This window comes from Pelomonas aquatica (assembly GCF_026712205.1).
Lineage (GTDB): Bacteria > Pseudomonadota > Gammaproteobacteria > Burkholderiales > Burkholderiaceae_C > Pelomonas > Pelomonas aquatica.
In genome coordinates this window covers 87,919-112,781 of sequence record NZ_JAPPUW010000008.1, presented here as the reverse complement: position 1 = coordinate 112,781, position 24,863 = coordinate 87,919, and the positions used below count along the sequence as shown (strand labels likewise).

The following is a 24,863-nucleotide window of genomic DNA, read 5'->3' as shown; positions in this document are numbered from 1 at the left end:
TCAGGAGCCGCTGCGGCTCGGCAGCCGCTCACGCGGCGACGGCGCGGGCTGGGCCGCGGGCGCGGGCGTTGTTGCGGCGGCGCCGCCGCCCGCCGGCCGCTGGGTGCCGGGGTTGAGCGCCTCCATCACCTCGCGCAGGCCCAGGCCCAGGGCCTTGGCGTAGCGGCGCGTCGCGGCCTCGATGCCGGGGCGGCGCTTGGCCTCGGGCAGGCCGAGTGCGTCGACCAGTTCGTTGGCGAAGCTGCAGGTCAGGCGCAGCGTGTCGGCGTCGCTGCGCGGCGGGTGCACGAGCCCGTTCAGCGGCTGGCGGCGGATCATCTGCAGCAGCTCGTCGCCCAGGCCCCAGTGGCGGGCCACGGCGATGCCCAGCGTGTCGAGGTCGCAGCCCAGCACGGCATAGGCCGCCGCCTGCTCGCTCATGGCCGGCGGGTTGGGCAGCTCCTCGGTCGGCTCGGGCGGCACCATCAGCTGGCGGATCTGCTGCGCATCGTCCGGGAAGTGGTACTGCAGCAGCAGGCGGCCGAGGTTCTGCATGACGGTGATGAGGTGGACGACCTCGCCGTCATAGCCGGCCGGGCGCAGCGCCTGCGCGACCTGGGCCGCCTTGCCGACGCGCGCCATCAGCTGGCGCAGCATCTCGGCGGCCACCGGCGCGAGCGGGCCGGGCCAGGGCTTGAGGGCATTGGCGGCCAGCTGCAGGCCGTCCAGGCCCAGCATCTGGATGGCGCGCTGCAGGTTCAGCACCGTCTCGCCCTGGTGGCCGTTCTGCTTCAGCGCGTGGTTGACGCGGCGCACCAGCTCCAGGCTGAGGGCCATGTCCTTGAGCGCGAGCTCCGACAGCGCGCTGGCGTGCTTGGCCTCCAGGCCCGAGCCGGCCGTGAAGCGGTGCAGGCCGGTCGTCGTCGTCGGCAGATGGCCCAGGCGCTGCAGCTTGTCCAGCAGCAGCACGACGGGGCCGCCGTCGTCGTAGGCGGCGGCCTGGCGCCAGCCGTCCAGCGCGCGCCAGAAGCTGCGCGCCAGGTGGTAGCGCTGGCGCAGCTGGCGGTCGGTGGCGCGGTTGCAGATGGCGCGCAGCGGGTCGGGGATGGGATGGGGCGTCTCCCAGCCCAGGCGCACGATCTCGCGGCCGATGGGCTGCATCTGCTCGACGACGTGCTGCAGGTCGTTTTCGTCCAGCACCGGCTTGCCGCTGAGGATGCGGTTCAGCAGCAGGCCGACGCAGAGCACGTCCTCCTCGGCCGACTCGCGCACGGCGCGACGCGTGACGGCGTTGAAGTCCACGGCGGCCGGGAAGACCTCCTGCGCGACCTCCAGGCCGACCAGCCGCACCCTGTCGTTGGCGTCGATGATGAGGCTGGCCGTCTGGATGTCGCGGTGGGCGTGGCCGGCCTCGTGGGCGAAGGCCAGGCCTTCGAGCAGCTGGGCCACCCAGCCGGCGGTATCGATGGGCAGCGGCGCGTTCTGGCGCGCGAGGCGCTCGTCCAGCGTCTCGCCGAGGGCGCGGTCGTAGGCCACATAGGGCCAGTTCTCGACCTGGCCGATCTCGAACGGCGTCGCGAGGTTGGGGTGCCGCACCCGCTCGGCTCCCTGGGCCATGCGCAGCCAGTGCTCCAGCGCCGGCGCGCTGTTGGGCTTGTCGCGCGGCATGCACAGCATCAGCTCCTGGCCGTGGCGTTCATCGAAGACGCGCCAGGCCAGGCTGCGCGCGCTCTTCGAGAGCAGGGCGCGCAGCTCGAAACGGCCGAAGCTCCTCAGCGGCGGGGCGGCAGAACTGGTTTCAGACACGGCGACGGGGTTGAGGCGGTAACAGTTGTAATCCCTGCATTGGACTCCAGGCCTGAGGGCCTGAGTTTGCAGCCAAGCGTCGAAATGCGACGGATTTCCACCGCTGGCGTCGGCAACGCACTGCTTGTGTGCATCAGCTCACGATCTGGACCCACGCCTTGTGGCTGCCTTATGGCTCCGACATAACTTGCTCCCAAAGGGAGCGAGTGAGTTTGCGCCGCAAAACCGGCCTCAGCCTGTCAGCTGAGCCCAGACCTTGTCCAGCCGCTTCACGCTGACCGGCTGGGGCGTGCGCAGCTCCTGCGCGAACAGGCTCACGCGCAATTCCTCCAGCTGCCAGCGGAAGTCGTCCAGCCGCGCGTCCTTCACGCCCTTCAGCTCGGCGACACGGCGCGTGTAGCGCTGCTCCAGCGGCCTGACCTCGGCCATCAGCTTGGCATCGCGGGCCACGTCGGCGCGCAGCTTGTCGAGCCGGCCGGTGATGGCCTTCAGATAGCGCGGCAGGTGCTGCAGCTGGGCCCAGGGCGTGTCGAGCGCGAAGCGCCTGGGAACGAGGCGCTGGAGCTGCGCCGCGATGTCGTCGGACACGTCCTTGGCCGGCCGCGAGTCCTTGAGCTTGCGCGTCGCATTGGCCAGCTCCTGCAGCACGGCGTGCACCGCGCGGGCCACCTCCTGCGCAATCAGGTTCAGGCGGCTGCGCCCCTCCTCGATGCGCTTCTTGAACGACATCGAGTCGGTCGGCAGCGGGTCGCCCAGGAAGGCGCGGTCCAGCGCGACGCCGATGATCTGGTCGCGCAGCTCCTCGGCCGTGCCCAGGCCCATGAAGAGCACCGACATGCGCTGCAGGTCGGGGATGTTCTTCTCGAGGAACTTCAGCGGCTCCTTGAGCTGCAGCGCGACGAGGCGGCGCAGGCCGGCACGGTGCTTGGCCGCCGCGACCTCGGGCTCGTCGAAGACCTCGATCTCGACATGGGCGCCCTTGTCGATCAGCGCCGGGAAGCCGATCAGCGTCTGGCCGCCAGAGCCCGGTTTCTGGACTTCCAGCAGCTCGGGGAGTTCGCCGAAGGTCCAGTCCGTGTAAGCCTGGTTCGCGTCTCGGGCCGGCTCGGGCTTCTTGACGACCTCGGCCCGCACGCCCTTGCCCGCCACCGGCGCCGGCGCCGGCTTGGGCGCCTCGGCGGCCGGCAGCTTCAGCGCCGCCAGCGCCTGGAAGGCCGAGCGCGCCTGCCCGCCCAGCTCCGCCTTCAGCGCGGCGAGCTGGCGGCCCTGGCCGAGCTGGCGGCCATGCTCGTCGACGACGCGGAAGTTCATGAACAGATGCGGCGCCAGCTGCTCCAGCTTGAAGTCGTTGCGCTGCACGGCGAGCTGGCTGCGGTCCTTCACGGCCCTCAGCAGCGTGTCCACCAGACCGCCCTGGCAGAACGGCTGCAGCTCGACGAACTCGGCGACGAAGTCCGGCAGCGGCGTCAGGCGAGCGCGCGGCTTCTGGTGCAGGCTCTTCAGCAGCGCCGTCACCTTCTGCGCCAGCATGCCGGGCACCAGCCACTCGGCGCGCTCCTCGCTGACCTGGTTCAGCGCAAAGATGGGCACGGTCACCGTCAGGCCGTCGCGCGCGTCGCCGGGCTGGTGCAGATAGTGGACCGCGCAGTCCACGCCGCCCAGGCGGATGACCTTGGGGAAGGCCTCGCTGGTGACGCCCGCGGCCTCGTGGCGCATCAGCTCGTCCTGGCTGAGCTGCAGCAGCTTGTCGTTGGACTTGCTGGCCTCGCGCCACCACTTCAGCAGCGTGGCGCCCGAGAACACGTTCGCGGGCAGCTTGTCGTCGTAGAAGGCGTAGATCAGCTCGTCGTCCACCAGCACGTCCTGGCGCCGCGACTTGTGCTCCAGCGCCTCGACCTTGCTGATCTGGCGGCGGTTGTGGGCTATGAAGGGCAACTGCCTGACGAGGTCTTCCGGCAGCTCGTCGTTGACCAGGCCCTCGCGGATGAAGATCTCGCGCGCCGCCTTGGGGTCGACGCGGCCGAAGTTCACGCGCTTGCCGCTGTAGAGCACGATGCCGTAGAGCGTGGCCCGCTCAAGTGCGACGACCTCGGCGGCCTTCTTCTCCCAGTGCGGTTCCAGCAACTGGGTCTTGATCAGGTGGCCGGCGATGGGCGGCAGCCACTGCGGCTCGATGTTGGCGAGGCCGCGGCCATACAGCCGCGACGTGTCCACCAGCTCGGCCGCGACGATCCAGCGGCCCGGCTTCTTGCTCAGGTGGGCGCCCGGGTGGCGATAGAACTTGATGCCGCGCGCGCCGAGGTACCAGTCCTCGTCGTCGCTCTTCTGGCCGATATTGCCCAGCAGGCCGGACAGCATGGACAGATGCACCTGCTCGTAGGTGGCGGCGCTCTGGTTCAGCCGCCAGCCATGCTCGGTGACGACGGTCTGCAGCTGCGAATGCACGTCGCGCCACTCGCGCACGCGGCGCGGGCTGACGAAGTTCTCGCGCAGCAGGGCCTCGTGCTTGCGGTACGACAGCTTGTGCTCGCCCTCGCCGCCTTTCGAGTCGCCCAACCATTTCCACAGCTTCAGATAGCCCATGAACTCCGACTTCTCGTCGTCGAACTTCTTGTGCTTTTCGTCGGCCGCCTGGGCCGCTTCCTGCGGGCGGTCGCGCACGTCCTGGCCCGACAGCGCCGACGCGATGACCAGCACCTCCGTCAGCGCGTCGCGCGTGCGGGCTTCCAGGATCATGCGGCCGACGCGCGGGTCCAGCGGCAGGCGCGACAGTTCCTTGCCCAGTGGCGTCAGCTCGTTGGCGTCATCGGTCGCGCCCAGCTCGTTGAGCAGCTGGTAGCCGTCGGCGATGGCCTTGGGGCGCGGCGCCTCGATGAAGGGGAAGCGCTCGACCTCGCCGAGGTGCAGCGACTTCATGCGCAGGATGACGCCAGCCAGGCTGCTGCGCAGGATCTCGGGGTCCGTGAAGCGCGGGCGCTCGTTGAACTCCTTCTCGCTGAACAGCCGCACGCAGATGCCGTTGCTGACGCGGCCGCAGCGGCCGGCGCGCTGGTTGGCCGCGGCCTGGCTGATGTTCTCGATCAGCAGCTGCTCGACCTTGTTGCGGTAGCTGTAGCGCTTGACCCGCGCCAGGCCGGGGTCAATGACGTAGCGGATGCCCGGCACCGTCAACGAGGTCTCGGCCACATTGGTCGCCAGCACGATGCGGCGCGCGCCGTGGGGCTCGAAGACCTTGTTCTGGTCCGCCTCGGACAGGCGCGAGAACAGCGGCAGGATGTCCACGCCAGGCGGGTGATGCTTGCGCAGCGCCTCGGCCGCCTCGCGAATCTCGCGCTCGCCGGGCAGGAAGACCAGCACGTCGCCGCCCCCTTCACGCCACAGCTCGTCCACCGCGTCGCAGATGGCGTTGTTCAAGTCGTACTCGCGGCTTTCCTCGAACGGGCGGTAGCGTTGTTCGACCGGGAACAGGCGCCCCGACACCATCAGCACCGGCGCCGGGCCCTTGCTCGACTCGAAGTGCTTCGCGAAGCGCTCCGCGTCGATGGTGGCCGACGTGACGACGATCTTCAGGTCCGGCCGGCGCGGCAGCAGCTCGCGCAGGTAGCCGAGCAGGAAGTCGATGTTGAGGCTGCGCTCGTGGGCCTCGTCGATGATCAGCGTGTCGTAGGCCCTGAGCAGCGGATCGCTCTGTGTCTCGGCGAGCAGGATGCCGTCCGTCATCAGCTTGACCGAGGCGCCCTTGGAGAGCCGGTCCTGGAAGCGCACCTTGTAGCCCACCACGTCGCCCAGCGGCGTGTTCAGCTCCTCGGCGATGCGCTTGGCCACGCTGCTGGCCGCGATGCGCCGCGGCTGCGTGTGGCCGATCAGGCCGCCACCGTTGACGCGGCCACGGCCCATCGCCAGCGCGATCTTGGGCAGCTGCGTGGTCTTGCCCGAGCCGGTCTCGCCGCAGACGATGACGACTTGATGCTCGGCCATGGCTCGCATGATTTCGTCGCGGCGCGACGAAACCGGCAGGCTTTCGGGAAATGAAATGGAAAGAGCCGGTTGAGGCAACCGGCTCTCGGGTCGTTCTGAACTCATCGGGGCGGGATTGTCCCGCAGTCGCTCACTCGGTACGCGGGAAGTAGCTGATGACCTGGATGACCGCGCCTTGCGGGTCCCGCAGCACGGCCATGCGGCCGACGGTCGGGATGTCGAAAGGCCCCGCGCAGACGACGGCGCCCAGGCCCTTGGCCTTTTCCACCGTCGCATCGCAGGAGGCCACGGTCACATAGGCGCCCCACATCGCCGGGCCGGGCTGCTGTTGCTGCATGACGCCCCCGACCGCGACCTCGCCGACCTTGATGACGTGGTAGTCGCCGCCACCGAGATTCATCGTGTCGAACTTCCAGCCGAACAGCGTGCCGTAGAACTCGCTGGCCTTCTTGGTGTCGGGGCTGGACAGCTCGTTCCAGCTGAAGGCGCCAGGGGTCATGTAGACGTCTTGATAGTCCTTCATCGCGGTCTCCGGGTGGTGGAGCGGGCATCGTCCGAGGCGGATATGACAGCGTCAAGTGCGGCGAGTCACAGGCCACAATTCGGCCCATGACCGGTCTTGTCTTCCCCCACACCTTCGTGCCGTGGTTCCGCGCCGTGGCGCCTTACATCCATGCCTACCGCGGCGAGACCTTCGTCGTCGGCATGCCGGGCGAGCTGATCGCGGCCGGCAAGCTCAACGCCTTCGTGCAGGACCTGGCCATCCTGCATGCGATGGGCATCAAGATCGTGCTGGTGCACGGCTTCCGGCCGCAGGTCAACGAGCAGCTCGCCGCCAAGGGCCAGGTGCCGCGCTTCAGCCATGGCCGCCGCATCACCGACGCCGTGGCGCTGGACTGCGCCCAGGAGGCCGCCGGCCAGCTGCGCTTCGAGATCGAGGCGGCCTTCAGCCAGGGCCTGCCCAACACGCCGATGGCGAACGCCACGGTGCGCGTCGTCTCCGGCAATTTCCTGACCGCCCGGCCCGTGGGCATCGTGGACGGCGTGGATTTCCAGCATTCCGGCCTCGTGCGCAAGGTCGACGGCGCCGCCATCCAGCGCGCCATCGACATCGGCGCCATCGTGCTGCTGTCGCCCTTCGGCTTCTCGCCCACCGGTGAGGCCTTCAACCTGTCGATGGAGGACGTGGCCACGTCCACGGCCATCGCGCTGCAGGCGGACAAGCTGCTCTTCGTCTGCGAATCCGCCGGCGTGCCTGAGGACGCCGGCGACCCCGAAAGCGCCATCGACACGGAGCTGGCCCTGGCCGACGCCGAACGCATGCTGGCCAAGGCGGCACCCCACCCCGAACCGACCGAAGCCGCCTTCTACCTGCGCCACTGCGCCGAGGCCTGCCGCGCCGGCGTCGAACGCTCGCACATCATCCCCTTCGCGGTGGACGGCGCGCTGCTGCAGGAGGTCTACACCCACGACGGCATCGGCACCATGGTCGTCGACGAGAAGCTGGAAAGCCTGCGCGAGGCCAGCTCCGACGACGTGGCCGGCATCATCAAGCTCATCGAACCCTTCGAGCGCGACGGCACGCTGGTCAAGCGCAGCCGCACGGAAATCGAGCGCGACGCCGAGCTCTACACGGTCATCGAGCACGACGGCGTCATCTTCGGCTGCGCGGCGCTATACCCCTATGTCGAGGCCCGCACGGCCGAGATGGCCGCGCTGACGGTATCCGCCGAAGTACAAGGCCAGGGCGACGGCGACCGCCTGCTGAAAAGAATCGAACAGCGCGCGAAAGCCATGGGGCTGGACAGCATCTTCGTGCTGACCACACGCACGATGCACTGGTTCATCAAACGCGGTTTCCAGCAGGTCGACCCCGAATGGCTGCCGGAAGAACGCAAGCGCAAATACAACTGGGACCGCCGCTCGCTGGTGCTGGTCAAGAGATTCAACTAGGCCTTGTCGCTGCCGCCACAGAGCCGGCGCGCTAAAGTGCCGGCCGTTTTCTTTCCCGTGTCTGAGGAGTCCGCCATGCCCCGCGTCGTTCAATGCGCCTATCTGAAGAAGGAAGCCGAAGGGCTGGACTTCCCGCCCTATCCCGTCCACACCGAACTCGGCAAAAAGGTCTGGGAAAACGTCAGCAAGGAAGCCTGGGCGGCCTGGATGAAGCACCAGACCATGCTCGTCAATGAAAACCGCCTGAACCTCGCCGACCAGCGCGCCCGCCAATACCTGATGCGCCAGGCCGACCAGTTTTTCTTCGGCACCGGCGCCGAAACGGTGGCGGGCTATGTGCCGCCGTCGGCCTGAATGGGGCATTCGATGCGGCGGGCGTGGCTTTCGTCGCGCCATAACCCGCACGGCGCCCGGTGGCGGCCCGGCAGGGCCACCGAATCGGACGCCCGCCTAAACCGTGAAGGCAAATGGACGGGTTCAAATGAAAACCCGTAGGCGGCTGCCAACAAAAACCCTTGCCTGAATTCCCGGCCCGCGATTTAATTCGCTTGCGGAGATACTCGCCCGGCAATGCCCCGGGCGCCCTCCGAGGCCTCGATGCCCCGCATCGCGCGTCTCACCGGTCAAATCGCAAGAGGAATAGCAGCATGTCCAATCTCAAGGAACTCCTGGCCCAGCGCGCCGCGCTTGATGAACAGATCAGCCAAACCAAGGAGCGTGAGCGCAGCGAGGCGGTGGCCAAGGTCAAATCCCTGATGAGCGAATATGGCCTGACGATGGCCGACCTCAGCATGCGCACTGCCAAGCCGGCCAAGGTCTCCAAGGTTGCCGCCAAGTATCGCAACCAGGCCACCGGTGAAACCTGGAGCGGCCGCGGCCTGCAACCCAAATGGCTGAAGGCGGCCATTGCCGGCGGCGCCAAGCTGACCGATTTCACCGTTTAAGCAGCGCCCACACGCGCAATTGCACCGCGCGCCGCAACCTGCGGCGCCAAACCAGGGTCACCTTTGGGGTGACCCTTTTCTTTTGCCACGAGACGGCGGCCTAAACTCGGGCGCATGGCTTTCGTCACGCTGTCCGCCCGGTCGAACCCAGGGTTTCACCTAGGCGCCTGCGCGCGCGCGGACAAGGAGATTCCGGCCATGCATGCCCAAGCCCAGCGTTTCCGCACGCTTTGCCGCCCGCCGGGCCCGGCGGGGGCTTGAGCCATGGCCCTGCGTTCCGGCAGCGATGAGGCTCTCGAAACCCGCGGCGCGAGCAGCGGCCTGTCCACCGACCTGCCGCCGTCGACGACGCTGCCGCCCGGCCCGCGCCGCATCCGCGACCGCCGCGGCGCACGCCGGCTGCGCCGCGTCGGCCTGGCCGCGCTGACCGGCTTGGGCGGCGGGCTGGTCGCGGCCTGGGCGCTGGCCGCCAATGTGCTGCCGCCGCTGCTGCGCCTGCCCCAACCCGCCGCCGCGACGCCGGCGCCCGACCTCTTCGTGCCGATGCTGCTGGCCGGCCTGGGCCTGGCCGCGCTGTGGCGGCTCAGCGCCTGGGTACTGCCCCTCGTGATGGCCGGCCTGCTGCTCGGCTGCGGCCTGCCGCTGCTGCTGGAGCCCCAGGCCGACCCGCTGGGCCTGCTCGCGTCGGCCCCGCTGCTGAGCGCGCTGGCCCTGCCCCTGCTCGCCGCGGCGCTGAACCGCACGCGGCTGCGCCGCCTGGGCCTGACCGGCCGGCTGGCCAGCCGGCGCGAGGTCGTCGGCTTCGGCCTGCTGGCCGGGCTGGCAGCGCCCATGCTGGCCGGCCTGCTCGCGCTGGCGGCGCTGCTGGCCGCCGGGTTGACGCCGGCAGGCGCGGCCCGTGGCGCATCGGCCCTGGCCGGCGCCTGGGCCCTGGCCCTGCTGGCCACCGGCACCGCGCTGCAGGCCAGTTCGCAGCGGCCGCGGCGCAGCGGGCGCGGGCCGGCCCGCGCGCTCGCCGCCGCCGCGGTGGCCGCCCAGCTCGGCCCGGCCTGGCTGCCCGATGCCGGAGCCCTGCTGCTCGTGCCCCAGTTGCTGCTGAGCCTGCACGCGCTGCAGGCCGCGCCGCGCCACAACGCCGGCCTGGGCCTGGGCCTGCTCGCGCTGTGGGCGCTGACCGCGCCGGCCACGCCGGCAGCCTGGGCGGCCGGCGCGCTGTTGGCCCTGCTGCCGCTGGCCCTGCTCGCACTGAGCCAGCACCAGGTGCGCGAACGCGACGGCTGGCGCGGCGCCCTCGATGCGCAAGGCCTGGCGCTGGCCGAGTGGCGCCTGCCCGAGGGGCGCCGCCATGCGTCGGCCCGCTGGCTGGCGCTGACGACGCCGGTCGACCCGACGGCACGGCCCGGCACCACGCCGCTGGACTGGGTCCGAGTCGCCCACCCGCGCGACCGCGAGCCGGTGCGGCGAGCCTTGCGCGAGCTGCTGGCCCGGCCGGGGCGCGACCAGCTCGGCCTGTCGCTGCGCATCGCGGCCGACGGTGGCGACTGGCGCTGGCACGAGCTGCAGGCCCATGTGCCGCAGCGCGACCGCGAGGGCCGCGCGCGCGGCCTCATCGCGACGCTGGCCGACGTCAGCTGGCGCCACACGGCCGAGGAGCGCGAGCGCATGTCGGCCACCATCTTCCAGCAGTCCGGCGAGGGCCTGGCCGTCGTCGACACGCAGTGGCGCATCGTCGAGGTCAACCCGGCCTACTGCGACATCCTGCATGCCTCGCGCGAAGCCCTGGTCGGCCGCCTGGCCGCACCGCTGAGCGTGGCCAATCTGCAGCGCAGCGGCCACGAGGCGGCCCAGGTGCAGACCCTGCTCAAGGCCGGCCAGAGCTGGAGCGGCCAGGTGCAGGCCGAGCTGGACGACGGCGGCCGGCATGTCTTCTCGGTCCGGCTGAGCCCCGTGCCCGAGCCCGACGGCGCCAGCCCGCGCTGGCGCCTGCTGGGCCTGACCGACCTGGGCGAGAGCCTGCGCCAGCAGGAGCTGCTGCGCCGCAGCCTGCGCTACGACATCGCCACCGGCCTGCCCAACCGCGACGAGTTCATGCGCCTGCTGCAGCAGGCGCTGATGGCCGCCAACCGCGACGGCTTCAAGCTCGTCGTCTGCGTCATCGACCTGGACGACTTCGGCCGCGTCAACGCGGAGCATGGCCAGCTCGCCGCCGACGCCGTGCTGCTGCAGCTCAGCGGCCGGCTGCAGGCCACGCTGCGCGGCGCCCGCGGCGGAGCCGCCGCCGACACCGCCGACCAGCTCGCCCGCCTGCATGGCGACGAGTTCGCCGTGCTGATGCGGGTGCAGACCCCCGAGGAGGGCCAGCGCGCCGTCGACCGGCTGCTGGGCCTGCTGTCCACGCCGGTGTCCATCCGCGAGAGCCGCGTCGGCGACGGCCTGGCGCTGGAGGTCGGCGCCAGCATGGGCGCCACCCTCTACCCGCTGGACGAGGCCGACCCCGAGACCCTGCTGCGCCACGCCGGCCATGCCCTCTACCGCGCCAAGCACCTCGGCCGCGGCGGCGTGCAGTTCCACGACCCGACGATGAGCGAGCGCGACGAGGCCGGTCTGATCGCCGTGGCCCGCCTGCAGCGCGCCCTCGACGGCAACGAGCTGCTGCTGCACTACCAGCCCCAGATCGACCTGCGCAGCGGCCAGGTGACGGGCGTCGAGGCACTGCTGCGCTGGCAGCACCCGGACCGCGGCCTGCTCGCGCCGGCGCATTTCCTGCCGATGGTCGCGGCCACCGGCCTGTCGGTGCAGATCGGCGACTGGGTCATCGAGCAGGCCCTGACCCAGACGGTCGCCTGGATGGAAGCCGGCATCAACGGCGGCCGCGGCCTGCCGGTCAGCGTCAACGTCGGCGCCCGCCAGCTCAGCCGCCCCGACTTCCCGCAGCGGCTGCAGGAGCTGGTCCAGCGCCAGCCGCCGGCGGTGGCCCACCTGCTGCACCTGGACGTGCTGGAGTCCGACGCACTGGTCGAGACGGCCGCCACCCAGGCCCTCATCCAGCGCAGCATGAGCCTGGGCGTGGGCATCGCGCTGGACGACTTCGGCGCCGGCTACTCGCGCCTGTCCTCGCTGAAGCGCCTGTCGGTCGACACGCTCAAGCTCGACCGCAGCTATGTGCAGGGCATGCTGGGCGACGCCCAGGACCTGTCGCTGGTCGAAAGCGTCATCGGCCTGGGGCGCAATATCGGCTGCGCGGTGCTGGCCAAGGGCGTCGAAAGCCGTGCCCACGCCCGCGAGCTGCTGCGCCTGGGCTGCCGGCTGGGCCAGGGCAACGGCATCGCCGCGGCCATGCATCCCGCGGCGCTGCCGGGCTGGATGGAGAGCTTCGCCAACGGCGACTGGGCGGGGCAGTTCAGGGCGCCGTCGCAGGCGAATCCTTAAACTGCCGGGGTGATCCCACAAGGCTTTATCCAGGACCTGCTGTCCCGCGTCGACGTCGTCGACGTGGTGGGCCGCCATGTCGACCTGAAGAAGGCCGGCATCAACCACAAGGGCCTGTGCCCCTTCCACGGCGAGAAGTCGCCGAGCTTCATCGTCAGCCCCAGCCGCCAGACCTATCACTGCTTCGGCTGCGGCGTGCACGGCAATGCCATCGGCTTCCTGATGGAGCACACCGGCGCCAGCTTCGTCGAGGCCGTGGAAGACCTGGCCCAGCAGGTCGGCATGGTGGTGCCGCAGGACGACCGCAGCCCCGAGCAGCGCGAGCGCGCCAAGGCCGAGAAGGCCCGCCAGCACAGCCTGACCGAGGTGCTGGCCCGCGCGGCGGAGTTCTACAAGACCCAGCTGCGCAAGGCGCCGCGCGCCGTGGCCTACCTGAAGGGCCGCGGCCTGACCGGCCAGATCGCCGCGCGCTTCGGCCTCGGCTATGCGCCCGAGGGCTGGCGCTCGCTGGCCAGCGGCTTCCCGTCCTACGACGACCCGCAGCTCGTCGAGGCCGGCCTGGTCATCTCGCCGGAGGCCGACCCGGGCGAGGACGCAAAAAGGTATGACCGCTTCCGCGACCGCGTGATGTTCCCCATCCGCAACGTGCAGGGCGAAGTCATCGGCTTCGGCGGGCGCGTGCTGGACAAGGGCGAGCCCAAATACCTGAACTCGCCGGAGACGCCCGTGTTCATCAAGGGCCGCGAGCTCTACGGCCTGTTCGAGGGCCGCCAGGCCATGCGCCAGCGCGGCTATGCGCTGGTCGTCGAGGGATACATGGACGTCGTCGCGCTGGCCCAGTACGGCATCGCCAACGCGGTCGCGACGCTGGGCACGGCCTGCACCGCCGACCACGTGCACAAGCTCTTCCGCCACACCGACTCGGTCGTCTTCAGCTTCGACGGCGACGCCGCCGGCCGCCGCGCCGCCGTGCGCGCGCTGGAGGCCGCCCTGCCCCATGCGTCCGAGACGCACACGGTCAAGTTCCTGTTCCTGCCGACCGAGCACGACCCCGACTCCTTCGTGCGCGAGCTGGGCGCCGAGGCCTTCGAGCGCGCCGTCGAGGGCGCCGTGCCGCTGTCGCGCCAGCTCACCACGGTGGCCGCCGAAGGCTGCGACCTCGGCAGCCCCGAGGGCCGCGCGCGCATGCTCAGCCAGGCCCGGCCGCTGTGGAACCTGCTGCCGGACGGCCTGCTGCGCCGCCAGCTGCTGGGCGAGTTCGCCCGCCAGGGCCAACTGCCCGAGGCCGAGCTGCAGGCGCTGTGGCTGGGCGAGCCGCCCCCGTCGGCCGCCGCCGCGCCGGCGCCCGCCCCCGCCGCCGAGAAACCCCGCTGGCAGCCCAAGGGCGAGTGGAAGCCCAAGGGCGAATGGAAACGCAAGGGCCGCGATGAAGAGCCCCGCCCCACCGGCCCGCGCGCCATGCCGTCGACGCCGACCGACAACGCCGTGCGGCTGCTGCTGCAGCACAGCGAGCTGTGGGACGCGTTGGCCGACGAGGACCGCGCGCTGCTGCACGAACTGCCCGGCGTGCACGGCACGCTGGTGCACTGGCTGGAACGCCATCTGACCCACCACGGCGCCAGCTCCTGGGCCGTGGTCCAGGCCGCGCTGGCGGCGGACGGCCTCGGCGACGCGGTCGGCCGCCTGGTCCGCGCCGTGCAGGAACTGGGCATCGAGGAAGGCGACCCCGCCGGCGACCTGGCCCGTGCCGTCGCCGAGCTGCGCAGCCGCGCACCCACCGCGCTGCCGGGCGGCAGCGGCGCCACCGACGACGAGCGCCGCCGCGCGCTGGAAGCCCTGGCGCGGCTGCGCGAGCGGCACGGTGTGCCGCCCTGAAGCCGCGGTTTTTGACCTATGGATGAATTTGGCCGATAATTCAACGTTTTCCGCGCGCGTCAACAAGAGTGACGGCAGAGCGATGCCGGGCCCGGCCACCCAGCGACACTGGGCAACTCGCCAAGAGTTTTGAAGGCCAACACATCCGCCACCTCTGCACTCCAAACGATCACGCCAGCTTGTTCGCGCCACGCCTGGGTCCCTCGCTCGAATTTCGGGTGATACCTGGCGACGAAAGCCACCGCCCCCTGCCCCGCCGGTTTGACAGCCAGCCCGGGTCGGCCGCGGTGGCTGCTGCATTTCTGAATTGACCGCGCAAACCCTCGAAGGACCTGCATGACCGCCAAGAAGCCCGCGACCAAGGCCAGCCCCGCTCCCGCCGAAGAGCTCAAGAAGAAGCCGGCCGCCAAGACGGCAGCCGCCGAGGCCCCCGCGAAAGCCACCAAGGCGGCCGCGGCCAAGCCTGCAGCGAAAACGGCCAAGGCGGCCGTGACCGAAGAGGACAAGCCCAAGCGTGGCCGCAAGCCCAAGGCTGCGACCGAGACCAAGAAGGCCGGCGGCAAGAAGGAAGTCGACGAAGACGTGGATCTGTCCGACGTCGATGCCGAGCTGGAGGGCGAAGAGCCGGAAACCGAGGAGGTTGCCGCCGTCGAGGAAGAGACCGTCAAGGCCAAGCCGCTGCGCATGAAGGTCAGCCGCGCCAAGGAGCGCGCGCTGATGCGCGAGTTCGGCCTCGAAGAGACCGCGCTGACCGAAGAGGAAGCCGTCAAGCGCCGCACGGAGCTGAAGACCCTCATCAAGATGGGCAAGACGCGCGGCTTCCTGACCCACCAGGAAATCAACGACCACCTGCCCGAGAAGCTGGTCAACGAGGAAATCCTCGAAGCCATCGTGTCCATGCTCAACGACATGGGCATCGCGGTCTACGAGCAGGCGCCCGACGCCGCCACGCTGCTGATCCAGGGCAACGCGACGACCACTTCGACCGAGGAAGAAGCCGAGGAAGCCGCCGAAGCCGCGCTGTCCACGGTGGACTCCGAATTCGGCCGCACGACCGACCCGGTGCGCATGTATATGCGCGAGATGGGCACGGTCGAACTGCTGACCCGTGAAGGCGAAATCGAGATCGCCAAGCGCATCGAAGGCGGCCTGCAGGCCATGATGCTGGCCATCTCGGCCTCGCCGACGACCATCGCCCACATCCTTGAATACGCTACCAAGATCCGCGGCGGCGAGATGCAGATCTCCGACGTCGTCGACGGCTTCGTCGCCGAGGACGAGGCCGACGACTATGTGGCCGAGGAAGACTTCGACGAGTTCGACGAGGAAGACGACGACGACGGCCAGGGCGGCTCCAAGGCGCTGACCAAGAAGCTCGAAGAGCTGAAGAACGCCGCGCTGGTCAAGCTGGACTCGATGTCCGCCAGCTTCGACAAGATGCGCAAGGCCTTCGAGAAGGAAGGCTACAAGTCGGCCTCGTACAACAAGGCCCAGCAGGCCATCAGCGCCGAGCTGATGACCATCCGCTTCACGGTCAAGACCATCGAGAAGCTGTGCGACATCCTGCGCAGCCAGGTGGACGACGTGCGCCGCTACGAGCGCGAGCTGCGCAAGATCGTCGTCGACAAGTGCGGCATGCCACAGGAGCACTTCATCAAGACCTTCCCGCCCAATGCGCTGAACCTGAAGTGGGCCGAGAAGGAAGTCGCCGCCGGCAAGAACTACAGCACCATCCTGAGCCGCAACCTGCCGCCGGTGCAGGAGCTGCAGCAGAAGCTCATCGACATCCAGGCCAAGGCCGTCGTGCCGCTGGACGACCTGAAGGACATCAACAAGAAGATGAACGAGGGCGAGAAGGCCAGCCGCGACGCGAAGAAGGAAATGATCGAGGCCAATCTGCGCCTCGTCATCTCGATCGCGAAGAAGTACACCAACCGCGGCCTGCAGTTCCTCGACCTGATCCAGGAAGGCAATATCGGCCTGATGAAGGCGGTCGACAAGTTCGAATACCGCCGCGGCTACAAGTTCTCGACCTATGCGACCTGGTGGATCCGCCAGGCCATCACGCGCTCCATCGCCGACCAGGCCCGCACCATCCGCATCCCGGTCCACATGATCGAGACGATCAACAAGATGAACCGCATCTCGCGCCAGCACCTGCAGGAGTTCGGCTACGAGCCGGACGCGCCGACGCTGGCCGAGAAGATGGAGATCCCGGAAGACAAGATCCGCAAGATCATGAAGATCGCCAAGGAGCCGATCTCCATGGAGACGCCGATCGGCGACGACGACGACAGCCACCTGGGCGATTTCATCGAGGACACCAACAACACGGCGCCCATCGAGGCGGCCATGCAGGCCGGCCTGCGCGACGTCGTGAAGGACATCCTCGACAGCCTGACCCCGCGCGAGGCCAAGGTGCTGCGCATGCGCTTCGGCATCGAGATGCAGAGCGACCACACGCTGGAGGAGGTCGGCAAGCAGTTCGACGTCACCCGCGAGCGCATCCGCCAGATCGAGGCCAAGGCGATCCGCAAGCTCAAGCACCCGAGCCGGAGCGACAAGTTGCGCACGTATCTGGACAACCTCTGATCTCCGCCAAGGCCGGCCCGTCCGGCCTTTTTTGCGCCCTAAACTTCCCTCCATGACCGCGATCCGCGAGCGCACCGTCCTCTTCGCCGACCTGCGTGGCAGCACCGGGCTCTACGAGTCCCTCGGCAACGCCGAGGCCAGCGGCCTCGTCACGCAGACGGTCAGCCAGATCAGCGAGGCCGTGCTGGAGAGCGGCGGCCACCTGATCAAGACGCTGGGCGACGGCCTGATGGCCGCCTTCGAGACGCCGCGCGACGGCGTGCGCGCGGCCCAGCGCATGCAGGAGATGCTGGAGCGTACCGTGCAGCGAGCGCGGCGGCTGAACAACAACCCGGCCATGCTGGCGCTGCGCCTGCAGGTGGCGCTGGCGCGCGGCGAGGTCGTCGAGCTCAACGGCGACTGCTTCGGCGACGCGGTCAACGTGGCCGCCCGCCTGATCGACCATGCCGGCGACGGCGAGATCCTCATCACCGCCGAGGTGCTGGCCGGACTGCATCACGCGTCCAAGGGGCGCTTCCGCAGCCTGGACCGCATCTCGGTGCGCGGCCGCATCGAGCCCGTGCACGTCCATCGCATGGACGCCGCACCACTGCTCGGCGCCGATGCGGCCGCGACGCAGTTCGGCGAGCCGATGCGCGCCACCGAGCCCGACGGCATGCGCCTGGTCTGGGGCGACCTGGACCGCGTCTTCGACATCCTCAGCATGCCGGTCATCCTGGGCCGCAGCGTGCAAGCCACCTACTGCATCACCGACGCGCGCGTGTCGCGCTCGCATGCCCGCATCGACTGGCAGGGCAGCAGCTTCGAGCTGACCGACCTCTCCTACAACGGCACCTATGTGCGCTTCGGCGACTCGGGCGAGCTGCTGAGCCTCAAGCGCGGCAGCTGCACGCTGCACGGCGGCGGCAGCATCGGCCTGGGCGGTCCGCCGGGCGACCAGCAGTCGCCCAGCGTGCGCTTCGAGGTGCTGCACTTCGCCGACACCGAGCCGCAGGCCTTCGGCGGCCCAAGATCCCGCCGCTGATGGCCTTTTTCCCTGAACCGCCACGGCGCCACGGCGCCGGCTCCGGCCCTGACGTGGCCGTGCTGCTGTGCAACCTCGGCACACCCGACGCGCCGACCGCTCCCGCGCTGCGCCGCTACCTGGCCCAGTTCCTCGCCGACCCGCGCGTCGTCGAGATCCCCAGGCTGGTCTGGATGGCGATCCTGCACGGCCTCATCCTGCGCGTGCGCCCGGCCAAGTCGGCGGCCAAGTACGCCAGCATCTGGAAGCCCGAAGGCTCGCCGCTCAAGGTCTGGACCGAGAAGCAGGCCAAGCTGCTGCAGGGCCTGCTCGGCGAGCGCGGCCTGCGCGTGCGCGTGGCCCACGCGATGCGCTATGGCACGCCCGCCATCGCCGCCCAGCTGGACGCGCTCAAGCGCGAGGGCGTGCAGCGCGTGCTCGTGCTGCCGGCCTACCCGCAGTATTCGGGCGCGACGACGGCCAGCGTCATCGACGACGTGGCCCGCTGGGCGCTGCGCAGCCGCCACGTCCCCGAGCTGCGCTTCGTGAACCGCTACCACGACGACCCCGGCCACATCGCCGCACTGGCCCAGAGCGTGCGCGAGCACTGGCAGCGCGAGGGCCGTGGCGAGAAGCTGGTCATGAGCTTCCACGGCATGCCCGAGCGCACGCTGCACCTGGGCGACCCCTACCACTGCGAATGCCTGAAAACCGGCCGCCTGCTGGCCGAGGCCCTGGGCCTGAAGGACGGCGAGTGGCTGGTCAGCTTCCAGAGCCGCTTCGGCAAGGCCAAATGGCTGCAGCCCTATACCGAGCCCAGCCTCGTCAAGCTCGCCAAGGGCGGCGTGAAGGCCGTCGACCTGATCTGCCCCGGCTTCGCGGCCGACTGCCTGGAGACGCTGGAAGAGATCGACCAGGAGGCGCGTGCCGCCTTCCTGGCGGCCGGCGGCCAGCGCTTCGGCTACGTCCCCTGCCTGAACGACCATCCGGCCGGCATGCGCGCGCTGGCCGCGCTGGCGGAGCGCCACCTGCAAGGCTGGCCGACCGCCGCGCCCCACCCTGACACGCTGGCCCTGCAGCGCCAGCGGGCGCTGGCCGCCGGGGCGAAGGAATGAGCGAAGCCCTCGCCTGCATGCGCCTGGACAAATGGCTCTGGGCCGCGCGCTTCTACAAGACCCGGGCCCTGGCCGTCGACGAGATCAACCTCGGCCGCGTGCGCGTGGGCGGCCAGCCGGTGAAGCCGGCGCGCGACGTGAGGCCGGGCGATCTGCTCAGCATCCGCACCGGCGTCGTGACCCGCGAGGTCGAGGTGCGTGGCCTGTCCAACCAGCGCGGCCCGGCCCCGCAGGCTCAAGCGCTCTATGCCGAGACCCAGGCCAGCGTCACCGCCCGCGAGGCCGCGGCCGAGGCGCGCCGCCTGGCGCCCGAACCGGCGGCCACCATCGCCCAGGGCCGCCCGACCAAGCAGGATCGCCGCCGCCTGGCCGACTGGGACCGCTGGTCGGCGTCGGCGGACGATCTCGACGACCCGGGTTAGCCCGCGATAATCTCCCTCTTGAATCCAGGACATCGCGCCCCAGTTAGGCGCGATTGCTTTTTTGACGCCATGACGACCGACACCCCCCTGCCCGAAGACGCCGCCGGCGAGCCCACGGCCGCCGAGACCAACCCCGAGATCAAGATCGCCGAGCTGGAAAACCGGCTGGCCGAGATGAGCGACGCCTATCTGCGCGCCAAGGCCGAGGTCGAGAACGTGCGCCGTCGCGCCGACGAAGACATCGCCAAGGCGCGCAAGTTCGCCGTCGAGGCCTTTGCCGAGGCCATGCTGCCGGTGATGGACAGCATGGAAGCCGCCATCGCCACGCCCGGCGCCGCCGTCGAGACGGTGCTGGAAGGCGTGCACGCCACGCGCCGCCAGCTCGCCAGCGCGCTGGAGCGCAACAAGGTGGTCGAGATCAACCCGGCCGCCGGCACCAAGTTCGACCCCAACCAGCACCAGGCCATCTCCATGGTGCCGGCCGAGCAGGAGGCCAACACCGTCGTGGCCGTGCTGCAGAAGGGCTTCCTGATCGCCGACCGCGTGCTGCGGCCGGCCCTCGTGACGGTCGCGGCGCCTCGCTAATGATTTGGGGACAGACCTTGGCGCGAAGCGACATGCTCTGTCCCCACTAATTCACAGCCTGGCGCCCTTGAAGGCGACCAAGTTATCCACAAATCCAAGACATCCAAGCATTCACCAGGAGCAAGAACATGGGAAAGATCATCGGCATTGACCTCGGCACCACGAACTCGTGCGTCGCGGTCATGGAGGGCAACACCACCCGCGTGATCGAGAACGCCGAGGGCGCGCGCACGACGCCGTCCATCATTGCCTACCAGGAAGACGGCGAGATCCTCGTCGGCGCGTCGGCCAAGCGCCAGTCCGTCACCAACCCGAAGAACACGCTCTACGCCGTGAAGCGCCTGATCGGCCGCAAGTTCTCCGAGAAGGAAGTGCAGAAGGACATCGACCTGATGCCCTACACCATCGCCGCCGCCGACAACGGCGACGCCTGGGTGGAAGTGCGCGGCAAGAAGTTCGCGCCGCCCCAGGTCAGCGCCGAAGTGCTGCGCAAGATGAAGAAGACCGCCGAGGACTACCTCGGCGAGGAAGTGACCGAGGCCGTCATCACGGTGCCGGCCTACTTCAACGACGCCCAGCGCCAGGCGACGAAGGACGCCGGCCGCATCGCCGGCCTGGACGTCAAGCGCATCATCAACGAGCCCACCGCCGCGGCCCTGGCCTTCGGCCTGGACAAGCACGGCAAGGGCGACCGCAAGATCGCCGTCTACGACCTCGGCGGCGGCACCTTCGACATCTCCATCATCGAGATCGCCGACGTGGACGGCGAGATGCAGTTCGAAGTGCTGTCGACCAACGGCGACACCTTCCTGGGCGGCGAGGACTTCGACCAGCGCATCATCGACTACATCGTCACCGAGTTCAAAAAGGAACAGGGCGTCGACCTGACCAAGGACGTGCTGGCCCTGCAGCGCCTGAAGGAAGCCGCCGAGAAGGCCAAGATCGAGCTGTCCAACTCGTCGCAGACCGACGTCAACCTGCCCTACATCACGGCCGACGCGTCGGGCCCCAAGCACCTCAACGTCAAGCTGACCCGCGCCAAGCTGGAGTCGCTGGTCGACGAGCTGATCGAGCGCACCATCGCCCCCTGCCGCACGGCCATCAAGGACGCCGGCGTGGCCGTGTCCGCCATCGACGACGTCATCCTCGTCGGCGGCATGACCCGCATGCCCAAGGTGCAGGACAAGGTCAAGGAGTTCTTCGGCAAGGAGCCGCGCCGCGACGTGAACCCCGACGAGGCCGTGGCCGTCGGCGCCGCCATCCAGGGCCAGGTCCTGGGCGGCGAGCGCAAGGACGTGCTGCTGCTGGACGTCACCCCGCTGTCCCTGGGCATCGAGACCCTGGGCGGCGTGATGACGAAGATGATCAAGAAGAACACGACCATCCCGACCAAGTTCAGCCAGACCTTCTCCACCGCCGACGACAACCAGCCGGCCGTGACGATCAAGGTCTACCAGGGCGAGCGCGAGCTGGCCCAGGCCAACAAGTCGCTGGGCGAGTTCAACCTCGAGGGCATCCCGCCGGCCCCGCGCGGCACGCCGCAGATCGAGGTCAGCTTCGACATCGACGCCAACGGCATCCTGCACGTCGGCGCCAAGGACAAGGGCACCGGCAAGGAAAACAAGATCACCATCAAGGCGAACTCGGGCCTGTCCGAAGCCGAGATCGAGAAGATGGTCAAGGACGCCGAGGCCAACGCCGCCGAGGACAAGAAGAAGGTCGAGCTCGTCACCGCCCGCAACCAGGCCGACGGCATGGTGCACAGCGTGCGCAAGTCGCTGGCCGAGCATGGCGACAAGCTCGAAGCCGGCGAGAAGGACAAGATCGAGGCCGCCGCCAAGGATCTGGAAGAAGCCATCAAGGGCGACGACAAGGCCGCCATCGAGGCCAAGACCGAGGCCCTGATGACGGCTAGCCAGAAGCTGGGCGAGAAGATCTACGCCGACCAGCAGGGCGCGCAGGCCGCCGCTGCCGCCGCCGGCGCGGAGCAGCCCCATGCGGCTCCGCAGGGCGAGGCCCATCGCCCGGCCGACGACAACGTCGTGGACGCCGAGTTCAAGGAAGTCAAGGACGGCAAGTAAGCCTCCGATGACCTCGGCCCGGGGCGCGGTTCGCGCGCCCGGGCTTTTGCTTTACGAGAAGAGCAATGGCTTCCAAGCGCGATTACTACGAAGTCCTCGGCGTCGCCAAGAACGCGACCGAGGACGACATCAAGAAGGCCTACCGCAAGCTGGCCATGAAGTACCACCCCGACCGCAACCAGGGCGACGGGGCGAAGAAGGCCGAGGAGCAGTTCAAGGAGGCCAAGGAAGCCTACGAGATGCTGTCCGACGCGCAGAAGCGCGCGGCCTACGACCAGTACGGCCATGCCGGCGTCGACCCCAATATGGGCGCCGGCCGCGGCGGCCCGGGCGCGGAGGGCTTCGGCGGCTTCGCCGAGGCCTTCGGCGACATCTTCGGCGACATCTTCGGCGGCCAGGGCGGCGGGCGCCGCGGTGGCGGCGGCCAGCAGGTCTACCGCGGCAGCGACCTCAGCTATGCGATGGAGATTTCTCTGGAGGAAGCCGCACGCGGCAAGGAGACGCAGATCCGCATCCCGAGCTGGGAAGGCTGCGAGACCTGCGGCGGCTCGGGCGCCAAGCCCGGCACCAGCGCCAAGACCTGCGGCTCCTGCGGCGGCTCGGGCACGGTGCACATGCGCCAGGGCTTCTTCAGCATCCAGCAGACCTGCCCGCACTGCCACGGCAGCGGCAAGATCATTCCCGACCCCTGCATGGCCTGCAACGGCCAGGGCAAGGTCAAGAAGCAGAAGACGCTGGAGGTCAAGATCCCGGCCGGCATCAACGAGGGCATGCGCATCCGCTCGGCGGGCAATGGCGAGCCCGGCGTGAACGGCGGCCCGAGCGGCGACCTCTACATCGAGATCCGCATCAAGCAGCACGACCTCTTCGAGCGCGACGGCGACGACCTGCACTGCACGATGCCGGTGTCGATGGTCACCGCCGCGCTGGGCGGCAACATCGAGGTGCCCACGCTGGGCGGCAAGGCCGAGATCGAGTTGCCCGAGGGCACCCAGCACGGCAAGACCTTCCGCCTGCGCGGCAAGGGCATCAAGGGCGTGCGCTCCAGCTACCCGGGCGACCTCTACTGCCACATCGCGGTCGAGACGCCCGTCAAGCTCACCGAGCACCAGAAGAAGCTGCTCAAGGAGCTCGACGAGTCGCTGAAGAAGGGCGGCGAGCGCCACTCGCCCAACGCCAAGAGCTGGACCGACCGGGTCAAGGACCTGTTCAAGTAGGCCGGCCCGGCCCTCCCGACGAACCGCGGCGCCCGCCAGGACGCCGCGGTTTTTCATGGCCTGTCGCGGAGCCCGCCTGCGCCTTAAGTCACGTCGTGTGCCCGAAGCGCGTGTAAACCATCTCACCCACGCTCGCCCAGAAACCCTAAAGTTCATCGACTGTCACGCCGATGGCTCATAAGTGATCCGCCCTTCGACTCCTGCGCCCAGAGTCCGCTGCCCCGTGCCACGGAAGGGGGCAGCATGTTGCTGATGGACGGCAGCATCCAGGGCGCGTCGGCGCTGATCATCGACAGCAACGCCAACTCGCGCAGCCTGATGTCGGCGCAGCTGCGCGACCTCGGCGTCGGCACGGTGCGCCAGACCCCGCGCGTGAAGGATGCCCGCGTGATGCTGGAGCACCAGACCTTCGACATCGTGCTGTGCGACTACCACTTCGACGCCGGCGACACATCCGGCCAGGACCTGCTGGACGAACTGCGCCGCGAAGGCCTGCTGCCCTACGCCACGGTCTTCGTCATGGTGACCAGCGAGGCCACCTATGCCAAGGTGGCCGAGGCCGCCGAGGCCGCGCTCGATGCCTACCTCATCAAGCCCTACACCAGCGCCAATCTCGCCGAGCGCCTGGCCAGCGCACGCCAGCGCAAGCGCGTGCTGAAGGACATCTTCGAGGCCATCGAGAACCAGGACTTCGAGACCGCCGCCAACCTCTGCCTGGCGCGCTTCGAGGCCAAGGGCAGATACTGGCTGTACGCGGCGCGCATCGGCGCCGAGCTGCTGCTGAGGCTCAAGCGCTTCGACGACGCCAGGATCCTCTACGAGGCCATCATCACGGCCAAGACCGTGCCCTGGGCGCGGCTGGGCGTGGCGCGCACCGAGGTGGCCAGCGGCAATATGCAGGCCGCGCGGCGCACGCTGGAGAACCTGATCGGCGATCTGCCCGACTATGCCGATTCCCACGACCTGATGGGCCATGTGCAGATGGAGCAGGGCGACCTGCAGCAGGCCCTCAAGACCTACCAGACCGCCGTGACGCTGACGCCCGGCTGCCTGCTGCGCCTGCAGCGCTGCGGCTCGCTGGGCTTCTACGCCGGCCAGCGGGCCGAGGCACTGAAGCTGCTGGAGCGCGCCATGTCCCAGGGCCTGCGCTCCAAGCTGTTCGACATGCTCAGCCTCGTGCTGATCGGGCTGATGCGCTTCGACGCCAAGGATCACAAGGGCTTCAAGTACGCCCACGACTCGCTGATCGCGGCGCTGGAACGCGCGCCCGGCGCCGTCAGGCTGCAGCGCTTCGACCTGGTCTTCCGCGGCCTGTCCTTCCTGCTGGAGCGCCGCGTGGGCCAGGCCCTCGTCGTCGCGCGCGAGTTCACCGGGCATGCCGCCGCCGGCGACTTCGACCTCGAAGCGGCCTCGCTGCTGACGGCGCTGTGGATACGCCTGTCCAGCCAGGAGGTGGAGCTGGAGGAGATGCTGCCCATCCTGCGCGAGCTGGGCATGCGGCATTGCACGACCAAGGCCAGCACCGAGGTCCTCGTCGCGATGACCGAGGGCCACCAGGGCGCCGCCGATCAGTTCCGCGACTGCCACCAGCAGGTCTTCAACGTCGCCGAGACGGCGATGCGCCATTCGCTGCGCGGTGGCGCCAAGGCCGCCGTCGAGCTGCTGATCCAGCAGGGCGAGATCACGCGCAACGCCAAGCTCATCGACATGGCGGGCCTGGTGCTGAAACGCCATGCCGACAAGATCGAGGACGCGGCCGATCTGGGCCAGCGCATCGAGGCGCTGCACGTCCGCTATGTGAAGCCCATGGGCGGCGGCGCGGCCAAGGCCGCCCGCGCGACCGGCGGCGTCGCGCTGCGCACCGCCGCCGCACCGGCCTGAAGC

Annotated in this window: 16 protein-coding genes; 13 read left to right on the top strand and 3 right to left on the bottom strand. The window is 69.5% G+C overall.

What is annotated here, in order from left to right; all coding sequences use genetic code 11:
- The 3 genes from NYP07_RS10405 to NYP07_RS10395 all read right to left on the bottom strand — a co-directional run bounded on the left by NYP07_RS10405 (position 1) and on the right by NYP07_RS10395 (position 6,286).
- A complete protein-coding gene (locus NYP07_RS10405) occupies positions 1 to 1,785 on the bottom strand; it encodes a protein kinase domain-containing protein (protein ID WP_268150064.1) in 1,785 nt (594 codons plus the stop codon).
- A 231-nt stretch (positions 1,786 to 2,016) separates the two neighbouring features.
- The gene (hrpA, locus tag NYP07_RS10400) at positions 2,017 to 5,868 is read right to left on the bottom strand and encodes an ATP-dependent RNA helicase HrpA (RefSeq protein ID WP_268150062.1); all 3,852 of its coding nucleotides are present in this window, start codon (positions 5,866 to 5,868) and stop codon (positions 2,017 to 2,019) included.
- 25 nt (positions 5,869 to 5,893) lie between these two features.
- Positions 5,894 to 6,286, bottom strand: coding sequence for a VOC family protein (locus NYP07_RS10395; protein WP_268150060.1), 393 nt, complete (start codon positions 6,284 to 6,286; stop codon positions 5,894 to 5,896).
- 86 nt (positions 6,287 to 6,372) lie between these two features.
- Here NYP07_RS10395 and argA point away from each other — a divergent pair, with 86 nt between their 5' ends.
- The 13 genes from argA (at position 6,373) to NYP07_RS10330 (ending at position 24,860) form a co-directional block, all read left to right on the top strand.
- Positions 6,373 to 7,716 (top strand): amino-acid N-acetyltransferase, encoded by a 1,344-nt coding sequence (gene argA / locus NYP07_RS10390; RefSeq protein ID WP_268150058.1) that lies wholly within the window; start codon positions 6,373 to 6,375, stop codon positions 7,714 to 7,716.
- Between the two features lie 75 nt (positions 7,717 to 7,791).
- Positions 7,792 to 8,070 (top strand): oxidative damage protection protein, encoded by a 279-nt coding sequence (locus NYP07_RS10385; protein ID WP_268150056.1) that lies wholly within the window; start codon positions 7,792 to 7,794, stop codon positions 8,068 to 8,070.
- A 293-nt stretch (positions 8,071 to 8,363) separates the two neighbouring features.
- On the top strand, positions 8,364 to 8,660 hold the full coding sequence (locus tag NYP07_RS10380; RefSeq protein WP_268150055.1) for an H-NS histone family protein: 297 nt from the start codon (positions 8,364 to 8,366) through the stop codon (positions 8,658 to 8,660).
- 264 nt (positions 8,661 to 8,924) lie between these two features.
- Positions 8,925 to 12,089: a putative bifunctional diguanylate cyclase/phosphodiesterase gene (locus tag NYP07_RS10375; protein ID WP_268150053.1), complete on the top strand. Its 3,165-nt coding sequence runs from the start codon at positions 8,925 to 8,927 to the stop codon at positions 12,087 to 12,089.
- Between the two features lie 9 nt (positions 12,090 to 12,098).
- Positions 12,099 to 13,964, top strand: coding sequence for a DNA primase (dnaG, locus tag NYP07_RS10370; RefSeq protein ID WP_268150052.1), 1,866 nt, complete (start codon positions 12,099 to 12,101; stop codon positions 13,962 to 13,964).
- A gap of 336 nt (positions 13,965 to 14,300) precedes the next feature.
- Positions 14,301 to 16,556, top strand: a complete 2,256-nt coding sequence (gene rpoD, locus NYP07_RS10365) for an RNA polymerase sigma factor RpoD (protein WP_268150050.1) — start codon at positions 14,301 to 14,303, stop codon at positions 16,554 to 16,556.
- 52 nt (positions 16,557 to 16,608) lie between these two features.
- A complete protein-coding gene (locus NYP07_RS10360; protein ID WP_268150048.1) occupies positions 16,609 to 17,580 on the top strand; it encodes an adenylate/guanylate cyclase domain-containing protein in 972 nt (323 codons plus the stop codon).
- Positions 17,580 to 18,674: a ferrochelatase gene (gene hemH, locus NYP07_RS10355; protein WP_268150047.1), complete on the top strand. Its 1,095-nt coding sequence runs from the start codon at positions 17,580 to 17,582 to the stop codon at positions 18,672 to 18,674. Before NYP07_RS10360 ends, hemH begins: the two co-directional genes overlap by 1 nt.
- A complete protein-coding gene (locus tag NYP07_RS10350; RefSeq protein ID WP_268150045.1) occupies positions 18,671 to 19,096 on the top strand; it encodes an RNA-binding S4 domain-containing protein in 426 nt (141 codons plus the stop codon). The genes hemH and NYP07_RS10350 overlap by 4 nt, the downstream gene beginning before the upstream one ends.
- Positions 19,097 to 19,165: 69 nt before the next feature.
- A complete protein-coding gene (gene grpE / locus NYP07_RS10345; protein WP_268150043.1) occupies positions 19,166 to 19,681 on the top strand; it encodes a nucleotide exchange factor GrpE in 516 nt (171 codons plus the stop codon).
- Positions 19,682 to 19,782: 101 nt separating this feature from the next.
- Positions 19,783 to 21,762 carry a molecular chaperone DnaK gene (gene dnaK, locus NYP07_RS10340; RefSeq protein WP_268150310.1) on the top strand — a complete coding sequence of 660 codons (1,980 nt, stop codon included), beginning with the start codon at positions 19,783 to 19,785 and terminating at the stop codon, positions 21,760 to 21,762.
- Between the two features lie 65 nt (positions 21,763 to 21,827).
- Positions 21,828 to 22,979: a molecular chaperone DnaJ gene (gene dnaJ, locus NYP07_RS10335; protein ID WP_268150041.1), complete on the top strand. Its 1,152-nt coding sequence runs from the start codon at positions 21,828 to 21,830 to the stop codon at positions 22,977 to 22,979.
- A 243-nt stretch (positions 22,980 to 23,222) separates the two neighbouring features.
- Positions 23,223 to 24,860: a response regulator gene (locus NYP07_RS10330; protein WP_268150039.1), complete on the top strand. Its 1,638-nt coding sequence runs from the start codon at positions 23,223 to 23,225 to the stop codon at positions 24,858 to 24,860.
- The last annotated feature ends 3 nt before the right edge of the window (positions 24,861 to 24,863 follow it).